Annotated in this window: 12 protein-coding genes; 2 read left to right on the forward strand and 10 right to left on the reverse strand. The window is 74.9% G+C overall.

Annotated features, from left to right (window positions below; genetic code table 11):
- Window positions 1–38 precede the first annotated feature (38 nt).
- The 4 genes from ABD324_RS21540 to ABD324_RS21555 form a co-directional block, all read right to left on the reverse strand.
- Entirely contained in the window at window positions 39–2,963 is a 2,925-nt protein-coding gene (locus ABD324_RS21540; RefSeq protein WP_344419945.1) for a vitamin B12-dependent ribonucleotide reductase, read from the reverse strand.
- Between the two features lie 111 nt (window positions 2,964–3,074).
- On the reverse strand, window positions 3,075–3,581 hold the full coding sequence (nrdR, locus tag ABD324_RS21545) for a transcriptional regulator NrdR (protein ID WP_344419948.1): 507 nt from the start codon (window positions 3,579–3,581) through the stop codon (window positions 3,075–3,077).
- Between the two features lie 573 nt (window positions 3,582–4,154).
- On the reverse strand, window positions 4,155–4,655 hold the full coding sequence (locus ABD324_RS21550) for a hypothetical protein (protein ID WP_344419951.1): 501 nt from the start codon (window positions 4,653–4,655) through the stop codon (window positions 4,155–4,157).
- Window positions 4,656–5,013: 358 nt separating this feature from the next.
- Window positions 5,014–5,673, reverse strand: coding sequence for a LysM peptidoglycan-binding domain-containing protein (locus ABD324_RS21555; protein ID WP_344419954.1), 660 nt, complete (start codon window positions 5,671–5,673; stop codon window positions 5,014–5,016).
- 570 nt (window positions 5,674–6,243) lie between these two features.
- On the opposite strand from ABD324_RS21555, the gene lexA reads away from it, so the two are divergent.
- Window positions 6,244–6,963, forward strand: coding sequence for a transcriptional repressor LexA (gene lexA / locus ABD324_RS21560; RefSeq protein ID WP_344419956.1), 720 nt, complete (start codon window positions 6,244–6,246; stop codon window positions 6,961–6,963).
- Window positions 6,964–6,969: 6 nt separating this feature from the next.
- Here the strand turns inward: lexA and ABD324_RS21565 are convergent, their stop codons facing one another.
- The 6 genes from ABD324_RS21565 to ABD324_RS21590 form a co-directional block, all read right to left on the reverse strand.
- A complete protein-coding gene (locus ABD324_RS21565) occupies window positions 6,970–7,800 on the reverse strand; it encodes a universal stress protein (protein WP_344419959.1) in 831 nt (276 codons plus the stop codon).
- Window positions 7,801–7,880: 80 nt separating this feature from the next.
- On the reverse strand, window positions 7,881–9,053 hold the full coding sequence (locus tag ABD324_RS21570; RefSeq protein WP_344419962.1) for an NHL repeat-containing protein: 1,173 nt from the start codon (window positions 9,051–9,053) through the stop codon (window positions 7,881–7,883).
- The gene (hflX, locus tag ABD324_RS21575; RefSeq protein ID WP_344419965.1) at window positions 9,037–10,611 is read right to left on the reverse strand and encodes a GTPase HflX; all 1,575 of its coding nucleotides are present in this window, start codon (window positions 10,609–10,611) and stop codon (window positions 9,037–9,039) included. The genes ABD324_RS21570 and hflX overlap by 17 nt, the downstream gene beginning before the upstream one ends.
- Window positions 10,608–11,480, reverse strand: a complete 873-nt coding sequence (gene dapF / locus ABD324_RS21580) for a diaminopimelate epimerase (protein ID WP_344419968.1) — start codon at window positions 11,478–11,480, stop codon at window positions 10,608–10,610. Before dapF ends, hflX begins: the two co-directional genes overlap by 4 nt.
- Window positions 11,477–12,376 (reverse strand): tRNA (adenosine(37)-N6)-dimethylallyltransferase MiaA, encoded by a 900-nt coding sequence (gene miaA / locus ABD324_RS21585; RefSeq protein WP_344419971.1) that lies wholly within the window; start codon window positions 12,374–12,376, stop codon window positions 11,477–11,479. The genes dapF and miaA overlap by 4 nt, the downstream gene beginning before the upstream one ends.
- Before the next feature lie 92 nt (window positions 12,377–12,468).
- Complete coding sequence (locus ABD324_RS21590; protein ID WP_344419974.1) at window positions 12,469–13,170, reverse strand: class III extradiol dioxygenase subunit B-like domain-containing protein; 702 nt, start codon at window positions 13,168–13,170, stop codon at window positions 12,469–12,471.
- 329 nt (window positions 13,171–13,499) lie between these two features.
- On the opposite strand from ABD324_RS21590, the gene ABD324_RS21595 reads away from it, so the two are divergent.
- Window positions 13,500–14,005: hypothetical protein (locus ABD324_RS21595; protein ID WP_344419976.1), on the forward strand; the 506-nt coding region annotated here is incomplete at its 3' end.

Consider the following 14,005-nt stretch of genomic DNA (forward strand, 5'->3'; position numbering starts at 1 on the left):
TGACCAGGGGCGGGCGGGCCGTGCGCCGGGGAACGCGGTCAGCTGCAGCCGCTGGTGGAGCCGCAGCCCTCGCAGAGGTAGCAGGAACCGGCGGGGCGCATCTTGGTGCCGCAGGTCAGGCAGAGCGGCGCGTCGGCCGCCTTGCCCAGCCGCAGCTCCAGGAGCTCGGTGGAGCTGCCGACCTCGACCGGGGCCGGGATCTCGTCCGCCTTCTCCGGCACCGGCGTGACGTCCACCGTGGACCGCTGCGCCTCGAGGTCGAGCTCTGCGTCGTAGCCCGAGCCGTAGTCCTGCTCGACCTGCGTCGACCGCTCGGTCGCCGAGAAGATGCCCAGCTGGGCGCGCTTCTCGTAGGGCAGGTGGTCGAGCGCGAGCCGGCGGAACAGGTAGTCCAGCACGCTGGTCGCGATCCGGACGTCCGGGTCGTCCGTCATGCCGGCGGGCTCGAAGCGCAGGTTGGAGAACTTCGAGACGTAGAACTCCAGCGGGATGCCGTACTGCAGGCCGACCGAGATCGACATGGAGAAGGCGTCCATCACGCCGGCCAGCGTGGAACCCTGCTTGCCGAGCTTGACGAAGATCTCACCCAGGCCGTCGTCCGGGTAGGAGCCCGCGGTGAGGTAGCCCTCGGCACCGGCGACGGAGAACGAGGTCGTCTCGCTGGGGCGCTTCTTCGGCAGGCGCTTGCGGACGGGCCGCTGCTCGACGACGACCGTGGTCGGCTCGGCCTCGTCCTTCGCCGTGCCGCCGGACTCCTTCGCCTTCTTGCCGGCGGAGAGGGGCTGTCCGACCTTGCAGTTGTCGCGGTAGATCGCCAGGGCCTTGAGCCCGAGCCGCCAGCCCTCGAGGTAGATCTTCTCGACGTCGTCCACGGACGCCGCCTCGGGCATGTTGACCGTCTTCGAGATGGCGCCGGAGAGGAACGGCTGCACCGCGGCCATCATCCGGACGTGCCCCATGGCGGCGATGACCCGCTCGCCCATGGCGCAGTCGAAGACCTCGTAGTGCTCGGGCTTCATGCCGGGCGCGTCGACCACGTGCCCGTGCTCGGCCACGAACTCGACGATGGCCTCGGCCTGCTCCGGCTGGTAGCCGAGCTGGTCCAGGGCGCGGCGGACCGTCTGGTTGACGATCTGCATCGAGCCGCCGCCGACGAGCTTCTTGAACTTGACCAGCGCCAGGTCCGGCTCGATGCCGGTCGTGTCGCAGTCCATCATCAGGCCGATGGTGCCGGTCGGGGCCAGCACCGAGGCCTGCGCGTTGCGGTAGCCGTTGCGCTCGCCCGCCTCGAGGGCGTCCTTCCAGGTGATGGTGGCCAGCTTCTGGATCGCGGTGCTGGCCGGGAAGGTGCGGTAGCCGTCGTTCGCCGCGGAGTGCTTGCGCATGACCCGCTGGTGGGACTCGGCGTTGCGGGCGTAGCCCTCGTAGGGGCCGACGACGCCGGCGAGCTCGGCGGAGCGCTTGTACGCGGCACCGGTCATCAGCGAGGTGATGGAGGCGGCCAGCGCCCGGCCGCCCTCGGAGTCGTACGCGTGGCCGGTGGCCATCAGCAGCGCGCCGAGGTTGGCGTAGCCGATGCCGAGCTGGCGGAACTTCCGCGTGGTGTCGCCGATCGGCTCGGTCGGGAAGTCCGCGAAGCAGATGGAGATGTCCATCGCGGTGATGATCAGCTCGACGGCCTTCGCGAAGCGCGGGGCGTCGAACCGGCCGTCCTTGCCCAGGAACTTGAGCAGGTTCAGGCTCGCGAGGTTGCAGCTCGAGTTGTCGAGGTGCATGTACTCCGAGCACGGGTTCGAGGCGCTGATCCGGCCCGACTCGGGGCAGGTGTGCCAGTCGTTGATCGTGCCGTCGTACTGGATGCCCGGGTCGGCGCACTCCCAGGCGGCCTGGGCGATGCCGCGGAAGAGGCTCCGCGCGTCCGTGCGCTCGATGATCTCCCCGTCGGTACGGGAACGGAGGCCGAAGTCGGTGCCGTTCTCGACGGCGTTCATGAACTCGTCCGTGACGCGGACGGAGTTGTTGGCGTTCTGGTACTGCACGGACGTGATGTCCGAGCCGCCGAGGTCCATGTCGAACCCGGCGTCGCGCAGCACGCGGACCTTGGCCTCCTCCTTGGCCTTGGTCGCGACGAACTCCTCGATGTCCGGGTGGTCGACGTCGAGGACGACCATCTTGGCCGCGCGGCGGGTCGCGCCACCGGACTTGATGGTGCCCGCGGACGCGTCCGCGCCGCGCATGAAGGAGACCGGGCCGGACGCGGTGCCGCCGGAGGAGAGCAGCTCCTTGGAGGAGCGGATGCGGGAGAGGTTGAGGCCGGCACCGGAGCCGCCCTTGAAGATCAGGCCCTCCTCGCGGTACCAGTTCAGGATCGACTCCATGGTGTCGTCGACCGAGAGGATGAAGCAGGCGCTGACCTGCTGCGGCGAGGCGGTGCCGACGTTGAACCAGACCGGCGAGTTGAAGCTGAACACCTGGTGCAGGAGCATCCAGGTGAGCTCCTGGGCGAAGATGTCCGCGTCCGCGTCAGTGGCGAAGTAGCCGTGCTCGACGCCCGCGCGGTGGTAGGTGCCGACGACCCGGTCGATCAGGGCGCGCAGGCTCGACTCGCGCGTCGCGGAGCCGACGGCGCCGCGGAAGTACTTGCTGGTCACGATGTTCGTGGCGTTCAGCGACCAGAAGTCGGGGAACTCGACCCCGCGCTGCTCGAAGTTGATCGTGCCGTCCCGCCAGTTCGTCATGACGACGTCGCGGCGCTCCCAGGTCACCTCGTCGTACGGGTGCACCCCGGGGGTGGTGTGGAGCCGCTCGACGCTGAGGCCCTGCCGCCCCTGCTTCGCGGATCCGGCGGATCCCGCGGATCCCGCGGATCCCTTGGTACGGCCTCGTGCCGCGGTGCCCCCCGCAGAGCCCTTCGACGAGCTGGTGGTCGTCTCGGCGGACGCCGCCCCGACGGTCTCGGTCATGCTCTCCCTCATTCGCACAGCACCGGCCGCCGGCTGGGCCGACGGACGGTATCCCGACCATGTTCGGGGTCGGCTCGACTACGGGTCGGCCCCCGGGCGCACCTCGCGCCCTCATCCGCTCGGCGAGGTCTCCCGCCGGTCGGCCCGGTCCCGCGGGTCGGCTGCTTCCCCGGCAGCCGCCACGCGAAGGTCCGCGATCTCTCTCTCGAAGTCCTCGATGGACGTGAACGAGCGGTACACGCTCGCGAAGCGGAGGTACGCCACCTCGTCGAGCTCCTTCAACGGACCCAGGATCGCCAGCCCCACCTCGTTGCTGGGGATCTCCGCGGTCCCGCCCGCCCGGACGGCCTCCTCGACCCGGTGCGCCAGCTGCTGCAGCGCGTCCTCGTCGACGGAACGTCCCTGGCAGGCCCGGCGCACACCGCTCACGACCTTGTCGCGGCTGAACGGCTCCGTGACCCCGCTGCGCTTCACGACGGCGAGGACGGCCTCCTCGACGGTCGTGAACCGCTTCCCGCAGGCCGCGCAGGCCCGGCGGCGACGCGTCGCCGTGCCCTCCTCGACCTCACGGGAGTCGATCACCTTGCAGTCCGAGTGACGGCAGAACGGACACCGCATGCGGATCCCTCCCGATCTCCCGCGCCTCCGGCCCGGCCTCGATCTTACTCCGGCCGAACCCAACCTGTAGGCGAACAACACGGATGTAACCACAACATCTAGGGGTCCGCCATCACCGGGGCGGCGAACCGGGAGGACTTCCCCCGATCGAGAACGAACCTGTCACGAGAGCGCGGCCGGCCCGTGCCCGGGTGCCCCGGTGGCCGCCCGGCGACACCCCGTGACGGCCCGCAGGTCACGGCCCGTGCCCCGCGACCACCCACACGGCCCTCCGGAGCGGACGGAGCGCCCGGACCGCTCGGCGCATCGGCGACACGCCGGGGAGCTGCGGGGAACGAGACGGTGTCGCGCAGACGGCGTGTCGTGGTGGAAGGCGTGTCGCCGGGGGCGGTACGGACCGTGCGCGGGAGGTGGTGCGCACCACCCACATGCCGCACGGGCGTCACAGCCCTCACAGGTGCCGTGACCCCGAGGTGGTGGTCGGGAGCCGCCGCCGGAGGGATCGGCCCACCCGATCCCCTGTCCGGCCCCCTCACGGTGCCCCCACCGACCACGCGATCCGAGCGCCCGCGCTCACCGCGCGCCGGCGAGATCGGCGAGCAGGCCGAGGACCACGACCGCGGCGGCCGAGGCGAGCACGGCGGCGATCCCCACGAGCAGCCGGTCCGCCACACCGAGCCGGGTCTCCCCCGCGAGCCGCCGGGCCCCGCCCCGGCGCTCCGACCGCCCGAGCCGCGAGCGGTGCGGCGGCACGCAGAGCGAGTCCGCGGTGGCCGGACGGGGCCGGGGGCGCGGGCGACAGGCCGGGACGACGGTCGGGCCGTCGACGGGGCGGAGGACACGGGCACGCCGGACGGGTGCGTGACCCGCGCTCCCGGGAGCCGCGACGTCGATCCCGGCCCGGGAGCCCGAGACGAAGGCGTTCCGGACCCGGGCGGGGTGCGCCGGACGCACCACCCGACCCGCACCGCGGCCCGCGGCCCTGGCACCCGCCCGGTGCGGGCCGGCCTCGGCAGGCGCCTCGCGCCGCTCCGCCCGCACCGCGTCGGCCCTCTTGTCGGTCCTCGACTCCATGACGACCTCCCCGCCACCGGCGCCCGACCCGGTCGCACCTGGTGCGCGGCCGTCCGTCGAACGTTCGTGCGAAGGTGTACCAACAGCCACCGACAGAAACCGGTGCCCGGATCCTCCGGTCGGCACTCTCCGGACACAGTGATCTGCGCCACATCTGCTGAGCCCCTGCGGGTGCGCCCCGGCGCCGGGCGCGGACCGACTCCACTGCCCGGGGGCTCGGCGGCGCCGTGCCACTGCATCGGGTCTCCGGCACCCACGAACCCCGTCCGACCGGAGATCGCTCCCGCGGCCACACCGCGGCGCGGCGATCAGGTGGCGCTCGGACCGATCCTCCGGGCGACGAGGGCGTGCGACCGCGTCAGGCGGGGACCTGGAGGGTCCGGCCTGCGGGAAGGACCGTGACGTCGGCGTTCGGGAGGCCGTTGACCTGCACGATCCGCTCCACCACGGCGGCCGGGTCTCCCGTCGGGACGTCTCGGCGGGCGATGTCCCAGACGGTGTCGCCGGGCCGGACGGTGATCGCGACCGTGCCGGCCGGGACGGTGGAACGGGCCTGGGCGGCGCCGGCGACGCCGGCCAGGGTGCCGAGGCCCACCACCAGCCCGGCTGCCGCCAGCGCGACGACCGCGGCCGCGACGGCCCGGCGGAGGCGGTAGCGACCGGGAGACACCGGACGGACGGTGCGGCGCACCGGCGCCTCAGCGCGGCGCGGCTCGAGCGCGGCACCGTCGGACCGGCGAGCGCTCCGCCCCGCGGGGGCAACCGCGTGGTCGGCGACGAGCACCGCGGTCCCGACCCCGCGCACCGGGCCACCGACCGGACGACCCCCGCACGCCGGACCACTCCGGGCGACGTCGCCGCCCGCGAGCTCACCACCCTGCAGCAGGCGCAGCGACCGCTCGGCGGGGCGGCGGGCCACCCCGGCCCTGCGGCGGCGACGCTCCACGACCTCCGGCTCGACGACGACACCGGGCCGGACCGGCCGCGGCCGGCGCGACAGAGGTGCCGCGCGCCCCATCAGGGGCCGCTCCCGGGGGAGCGAGCGCCTCGACGCCTCGCCGCGCGGAGCCGTCGTCGGCAGAAGACCGACCGGCCGAGCCGGGCGCCCGACGGCCGGATCACCGACAACCTGGTGCCCGACAGCCGGGCTCCCGACAGCCGACCCCTGCACGGCCGAGCCGCGCGAGCCCGAGTTCCGCACGCCCGAGTTCCGCACGGCGGGATCCCGCGGGACAGCGCCCTCCGCACCAGGGTTCTGGATCGTCAGGTCCTGCACCGTGCCGGCCATCGGGGCCCCTTCCGCTCGTTCCCGCCGGTCACCCGGCGGATGTCGCACACATGTTCGATCGAACGTCTGTGCGAGGTTGTACCACCCCGCGCCACCGGCCGTCACGAAATCGGGCCGACACGATCGGCGTGTCGTTCGAACATGTGTTTGGCGAACCGTGGGTTCCGGGCTACGGTCCGGAGTCGACGGACCGGCCGTACGCCGGACGGGTGGGCGCTCGCAGGTCGGGGCGCACGCGTCGGCGTCCGGGTACGGAGCAGGACGCCGACGAGACACGAACACTGAGGAGGCGGCAGGCAGATGGCACGGGACGAGTCCGGCGGGGCCCCCGGGACCGGCCGGGAGCCCGGGCAGGTGCGTGCCTTCCCGGATCCCCCCGCGGATCCGGCGAGCCTCACCCCCCGGCAGCGCAAGGTCCTCGAGGTGATCCGGGACTGGGTGGACCGCTTCGGCTACCCGCCGAGCGTCCGCGAGATCGGCGACGCCGTGGGGCTGACGTCGACCTCGTCGGTGCACCACCAGCTGCGCACCCTCGAGCGCAAGGGCTACCTGCGCCGGGACCCCAACCGCACCCGTGCGGTCGACGTGCGCAGCCCCGAGGACGACACGGACACCGACACCGAGGAGACCCGCGCGGAGCACCCGGCGCCGGCGTTCGTGCCGCTGCTGGGCAACATCGCGGCCGGTGGCCCGATCCTCGCCGAGCAGGCCGTGGAGAGTGTCTTCCCGCTGCCGCGCGAGATCGTCGGCGAGGGCACGCTGTTCCTGCTCAACGTCAAGGGCGACTCGATGATCGAGGCCGCCATCACCGACGGGGACTGGGTCGTCGTGCGGCAGCAGCCGGTGGCGGAGCAGGGTGAGATCGTGGCCGCGATGATCGACGGCGAGGCCACGGTGAAGACGTTCAGGCGCACGGACGGTCAGGTCTGGCTGATGCCGGCCAACCCGGCCTACGAGCCGATCGACGGCAACGAGGCGACCATCCTCGGCCGCGTCGTCGCGGTGCTGCGCCGGCTCTGACCGGCGCTACTCCGGCGGCGGCACCACGACGACCGGGTAGCGGGCCTGCCGGACCAGCACGCCGGCGATCCCGCCGAGCAGCACCCGGCGCATGAGCGGGTAGCCGCGCGCCCCGACCACCAGCAGGTCGGGGCGTTCGGGCAGCTCGGCGAGGGTGGCGCCGACCGAGCGCCCGACGACGACGTCCGCGAGCGCGTCGATCTCCACGGGCAGCCGGGCCAGTGCCTTGGCCGCGATCTCGCCGGCGGCGGGGACGGTGGACTCGTGGTCGGCGACCGTCACGACCCGGATCGCGGCCCCGGTCCGGCCGGCCAGGTGCACCGCGAGGGCGGCGGCGTGGTCCGCCTCCGGGGTGCCGTCGTAGGCCACCCCGACGGCGGTGATCTCCCCCGCCGCGGTGTGCCGGTAGCCCCGCGGCGCGATCGCCACCGGGCAGCGCGCGGCGGGCAGCAGGCGCTGCACGGTGTTGCCGGGCGCCAGTCGGCCGAGCAGCCCGCCGCCCGTCGACCCCACGACCAGCACGGCCGCGCCGATCTCGTCCGCGTGCTCGGCGAGCGCGACCGCGGCGGGGCCGGGCCCGAGCGGAGCGAACTCCGGTTCGGAACCCCACGCGTCCCCGGCGACGAGCGCGCGGGCCCGGCCGAACCGCTCGCGGGCGACGGTCTCGAGCCGCTCCCGCCAGCGCGGGTCGCGGGCGAGCGCGGAGTAGCCCAACCCGTCGGTGGGGTACACGGTGGCGACGACGGGGGTCAGCCCGGTCAGCCTGGCCAGCTGCGCGCCGAGGACCAGGGCGTCGTGCCCGCCCGGCGTGTCCTCGTAGGCGGTCACGATCGGCACCGCGGCCCCTTTCTGCCGCGCTCAGCCTAGGTCGGCACCCGGCCTTCCCCGGCCCGCCGGGGCGACCCTTAACGGGCTTGTCACACCCGGCGCCGGCGCGAGTGCAGCGCCATCGCCCCCGCGGCCAGCCCGAGCACCACGACCGCGACGCCCCCGCCGATCGCGGCGGGGAGCCACTCCGGTCGGGGCTCCGGTGGCGCGGCGGCGGGCGGCGGTGGTTCCGGGGTGGCCGGCGCGACGGCCGGGAGCAGCGCCGCCGCGCCCTCGACGGCGCGGAGCTGCCCCTTTCCCAGGCCGCGGGTCTCCGAGCCGGACAGCAGCGTGCCGTCCGCGGTGAACGCGATCGCCTCGCCCTGCGGCTCCTCCGGCAGCGGCACGCGCACCGGGGTGCCCTGCAGAGCCGCGACCAGGTCGCCGGAGGCGGGCACGCGGTACAGCCAGGCGTCGGTGTAGGTGCGCACGGCCATGACCGACCGGTCCGCCGTGGTCGCCCCGCCGGTCACGGTGAACGCGCCGAGCGCCCCGATCGGCCCGCCGGTGGTGTCCGAGCGCGCGAACCCGACCGAGCCGGCCCTCATCAGCGGGGTCGGCCCGGGGCCGGTCAGCGGGCCCACGGGCCGGTACGCGCCCGCGACCCCACTGATCTCCTTGGTGACGACGATCGGCACCCCGTCCGCCCCGACGACCACGGCCTCGGCGTCGTGCGGCCCGTCGGGATAGGTCAGCCGGTACAGGCGCGCCTCCCCGCGCGGCGGGACGGCGATCAGGGCGACCGTCTCCCGGGCGCGGTTGTTGTCGCCGGTGTCCGCGACCCAGAAGGTGCCGTCCGGGCCGAGGGCGAGGTCCTCGGCGTCGAACGGGTCGATCGGCGCGGTGCGGGTGTCCGTGACCGCGCAGGTGGCGGGGTCCATCCGGTACAGGGCGACGCGGCTGCCGCCGTCGCTCATCGCCCAGATCCCGCCGCTGCCGTCCACCGCCAGCCCGGACAGCTCGAGGAGCCGCGGATCGCGGACCGTGCAGAGCGTCTCGGGCGCGGCCGGGGCGGCAGCGGCCAACCCGGCGAAAGCCGGTGCGACGAGGAGCGCGGCGAGCAGCCCGAGGCCCAGGAGCCGCGCGGCCCGCCGACCGGCGCAGACGGGCGCGGCCCGCCGGTCCGCGGCGGCAGGCGCGCTCGGTCCCGGAGAACCGGCGCACGGGTCCGCTGCCGGCGCACCGGGTGTGCGGGTCTCCCGGCGCTCAGCCCCGCGCGGCACCCGCGACCGTCGGGTGCACCGCGTTCCCGTTCCCGTTCGAGGGCACTGCACCGTTCCCGCTCGCAGGGGCGGCGTTCCCGTTGGGAGTGGCACCGTTCCCGTTCGGGAGGACGCCGGTCGGGGCCGAGGCCCCGTCGCTCCCCCCGGTCACGAACGGCACCGCGACGACCGCGAGCTCCGGGCCCACCCGCACGTGCAGCCTCGTGCCCTCGGGGGTGTGCTCCGAGTCGAGCACCTCGCCCTCGGAGTGCAGCCGCGCGACGAGCCCGCCCTCCGTGTAGGGCACCAGCAGCTCGAGGTCGACCTCCGGGCGCGGGAGGCGCTCGGCGATCCGGGCCTTGAGCTGCGGGATCCCGTCCCCCCGGTGCGCGGACACGAACACCGCGTCGGGCAGCAGGTGGCGCAGCCGGGCGAGCGCGAGATCGCCCGCCACGTCCGTCTTGTTCACCACGAGGAGCTCCTCGGGCATGGTGCCGCCCTGGCCCTCGCCGATCTCCACGAGCACCTTGCGCACCGCGGCCATCTGGTCCTCGGGCAGCGGGTCCGACGCGTCGACGACGTGGACCAGCAGGTCCGCCTGGCCCGCCTCCTCGAGCGTCGACCGGAACGCCTCGACGAGCTGGTGCGGCAGGTGCCGCACGAACCCGACGGTGTCCGTGAGCGTGTAGGTGCGCCCGTCGGGCGTCTCGGCCCGGCGCGTGGTCGGGTCCAGGGTGGCGAACAGCGCGTCGTGCACCATCACGCCCGCCCCGGTCAGGGCGTTGAGTAGGGAGGACTTACCCGCGTTCGTGTACCCGACGATCGCCACCGACGGCACCTCGTGACGGCGCCGGTTGCCCCGCTGGGTGTCCCGCACCTGGCTCATCGCCGCGATCTCGCGGCGGAGCTTGGACATGCGGTGGCGGATGCGCCGGCGGTCCAGCTCGATCTTCGTCTCACCCGGGCCGCGGCCACCGATGCCGACACCGCCGGCGGCGCGGCCACCGACCTGCCGGGACAGCGCCTCGCCCCAGCCGCGCAGGCGCGGGAGCAGGTAGGACAGCTGGGCCAGCTCGACCTGCGCCTTGCCGTCCCGCGAGCGGGCGTGCTGGGCGAAGATGTCGAGGATCAGCGCGGTCCGGTCAATGACCTTGACCTTGAGCTTCTCCTCGAGCTGACGGAGCTGGCCGGGCGAGAGCTCGCCGTCGCAGATCACGGTGTCCGCGCCCGCGGCCTCGACCGCGAGATGCAGCTCGTCGACCTTGCCCGCGCCGATGAACGTGGCCGGGTCCGGCTTCTGGCGACGCTGCACCAGGCCGTCCATCACCTCGGAGCCGGCGGTCTCCGCGAGCCGCGCGAGCTCGGTGAGCGACGCCGACGCCTGCTCGGACGTGCCCTCCGTCCAGACCCCCACGAGCACCACGCGCTCGAGCCGCAGCTGCCGGTATTCGACCTCGGTGACATCCGTCAGCTCGGTGGAGAGACCCGCCACACGGCGGAGCGAGGACCGCTCCTCCAGCTCCATCTCGCCCGTGGAGGGATCGTCGGCAGGGGTGGTGCGCAGGGAGAATTCAGTCATCGTGCGACCGAGTGTCCCACGTTCCCCGCGCTCGTGCCGCCGCTTTCCGCGCCGGCGGCCTCCCACCACACCCGATCCAGCTCACCCTCCGCGACCAGCACCGCCGGACCGTGCAGGACGGTCGACGCCCCACCCTCACGGACGGTGACCTCCAGCCGCCCGCCCGGCGTGTCGACCGGCAGCCGGCCGGAGTCCCGCCCGGCGGCCCGCAGCGAGGCCATCGCGGCCGCGACCGTCCCGGTGCCGCAGGACCGGGTCTCCCCCACCCCGCGCTCGTGGACCCGCATCGCGACCGGCCCGGCACCGTCTGCCGGCGCGATGAACTCGACGTTCGCCCCGTTCGGGAACAGCGCCTCGTCCCGACCCGGGGGCACGGTCAGGTCCAGCGCGGCGATGTCCGCGGTGGTGACGCAGGCCAGGTGCGGGTTCCCGACGTCGACCGCGATCCCCGCGAACTCCCGCCCGGCCACCCGCGCGACCGACTCGCCGACGATCCGCGCCCGCCCCATCTCGACGTCGACCCACTCGCCGTCGAACGTCACGATCTTGTCGCCGGCGCGGGTGCCCACCGGCCCGCCCGACCAGCCGGACCGCTGCAGGAACCGCGCGAAGACGCGCACGCCGTTGCCGCACATCTCGGCGATCGACCCGTCCGCGTTCCGGTAGTCCATGAACCACTCGGGCCCCTCGAGGCCCAGCGCCGCCGATCGCGCGACGCGCAGCACACCGTCCGCGCCGAGGCCGCGCCGGCGGTCGCACAGCGCGGCGACGCGCGCCGCGCTCAGGTCGAGGGCGGCATCGGGATCGGGCAGCACGACGAAGTCGTTCTGCGTCCCGTGGCCCTTGACGAAGGGGATCCCGTCGGTCACGCGACCAGCCTACGAGCCCGCACCGACAGTTCCGGATCCGCGCCGTCGAGCCAGTGGATCCGCGGATCACGGCGGAACCACGAGCGCTGCCGCCGGACGAACCGGCGGGTGGCACGGACCGTCTCCTCGGCGGCGGCCGCGAGCTCACCGGAGCCGTCGAGCGCGGCCACGACCTGCTGGTAGCCGAGTGCCCGCGAGGCCGTCCGCCCCTCGCGCAGGCCCCGGTCCAGCAGCACGCGGGTCTCCTCGACGAGCCCGGCCGCCATCATCAGCTCCACCCGCCGCTCCACGCGGCGGTCCAGCTCGGCGGTGTCGCGGTCCACGCCGACCAGCACGGCGTCGTACCGCGGGGTCCGCTGCCCGGGCAGCGTGGCGCGGAAGGGCCGCCCGGTGAGCTCCACGACCTCCAGGGCCCGCACGATCCGCCGCCCGTTGCTGGGCAGCACGTGCTGCGCGGCGGCCGGATCGACCTCGGCGAGCCGCTGGTGCAGGGCGGGCGCCCCGACCGTGGCCAGCTCGGCCTCCCAGCGCCCACGGATCGCCGGATCGGTCCCCGGGAACTCCAGCTCGTCGACGACGGCCTGCACGTACAGCCCCGACCCGCCGACCAGCACCGGCGTGCGCCCGGTGGCCAGCAGCTGCTCGACGACCGCGCGGGCGGCCCGCTGGTAGGCCGCGACCGAGGCCGCCTCGGTGACCTCCAGGACGTCGAGCTGGTGGTGCGGGATCCCGCGGCGCCCGGCGACCGGCAGCTTGGCCGTGCCGATGTCCATGCCGCGGTAGAGCTGCATGGCGTCGGCGTTGACGACCTCACCGCCGAGCGCCTCCGCGAGGTCCAGCCCGAGGTCCGACTTGCCGGTGGCGGTCGGGCCGACCACGCAGACCAGCCGGTTCACGACCCGGCCCCACTCACGACCCGGCTCCGCTCACGACGCGACTCCGCTCGACACGCCTTCGGTCGACACAGCCACGCTCAGCACGGCCCCGCTCACGCCGGCTCCCACACCGCGACGTGGTAGGCCACGCCGTACGGCGCCTCCGAGTACAGCAGCTCACCACGCCACTCCCGGCCCTCCGCGGCCCCGGCCAGGGCCTGCCAGGGCGCACGGCCGACCGCCCACAGCTGCGCGGCGAGGCCGGGGTCCAGGGCGGCGAGCGCGGCGGGGTCCCCGTGCTCGAGCGCCTTGGCGACGGTCTCGTCGAATCCCGCGGCCCGCTCGTCGAGGTGACCGGGGGCCTTGTCGGTGTGCATCGCCGACCCGTCCCCGACGACGAGCAGCCCCACCCGCTCCCCGGCGAGCGCGCGGCCGAGAGCACGGCACTCCTCGGTCGACGCGTCCGGCGCCAGCAGCTCGCCGCGCACGCGCACCGGCCGCTCGACCTGCCCCGCGACCCAGCCCGCGACGAGCAACGGCAGCGGCAGCTCCGGATCCGGAGCACCGGGCTCCGGGCCCAGCACGACGCGGACGTCCCGGCCGAACCCCACGAACGTCCCCGCCGTCGACGACGGCACGCTCCGCCGCCCGCCCGGGTCCGCCCCGACCGCGATCCACTCGTCCGCCGCCGCGGCGAGCCGGCTCCCGGCGGCGACGACGGCGGCGCGCAGGTCCGCGGTCTCCCCCGCGGCGCCGGCGGCGAGCTCGGGCACGAGCAGCGGGGGCTGCGGGACGACGGCGATCAGGACGGGCACGCGGTCGACAGTAGCGCCGGGCCGGGGCGGGGCGATCACCGTCGGCCCTCCCGGACCCGAGTTGTCCACAGGCCGGGCGATCGGGTGTGGTCACACTCCGTGGCCGGGCGGGCCCGGAGCGTCCGTGATTCGGCGGCTCGTCGCGTTCAGGCGGCCGTCCGTGGTCTCGTCCGGGCAACGACGGTTCCGTGCGACACGCCGACCTGTTTGAATTCGCCGACCGGTGGTCGCGTGGGCGACGGACCGGTTCGTGCACGGCCCCGCCCCGGCGGGGCGCCCGCCCGGCGCGCAGCAGGCGACCGGACGGGCCCGAACGAGGGAGGACGACGGTGTCGGACGAGCAGACGGGGCCGCAGGAGCAGGACCGGATCGCGGACGGCGGGCGGGGCGCGGTGCACACCGTGGACGCCCGGCCCGACGCGGTGCCGGGGCAGGACGGGGACGCGGCCCCCGCGCCGACCGCGACCACCGAGGCAGCGGCTCCCGAGACCGCGGTCCCCGAGACCGCGGCTCCCGAGACCGCGGCTCCCGAAGCGGCGCCCACCGGGGCAGCCGCGTCCGAGGTGACCGCTCCCGAAGCAGAGGCCCCAGGGACGGAAACCGAGGCCCCAGGGACAGCAGCCACCGAGGCGACCGCTCCCGAGGCGACCGCGCCCGAGACCGCGCCCACCGACCAGCCGGGTGCCCCGGCAGCGGCCGACCCGGCGACCGACACCGCGAGCCCTGCCGAGACCGCACCCACCGAGACCGCACCCACAGGGACCGCACCCACCGGGACCGCACCCACCGGGACAGCACCCACCGGGACGGCAGGAAACCCCACGACACCCCCCAC

This window comes from Pseudonocardia ailaonensis (genome assembly GCF_039531635.1).
GTDB lineage: Bacteria > Actinomycetota > Actinomycetes > Mycobacteriales > Pseudonocardiaceae > Pseudonocardia > Pseudonocardia ailaonensis.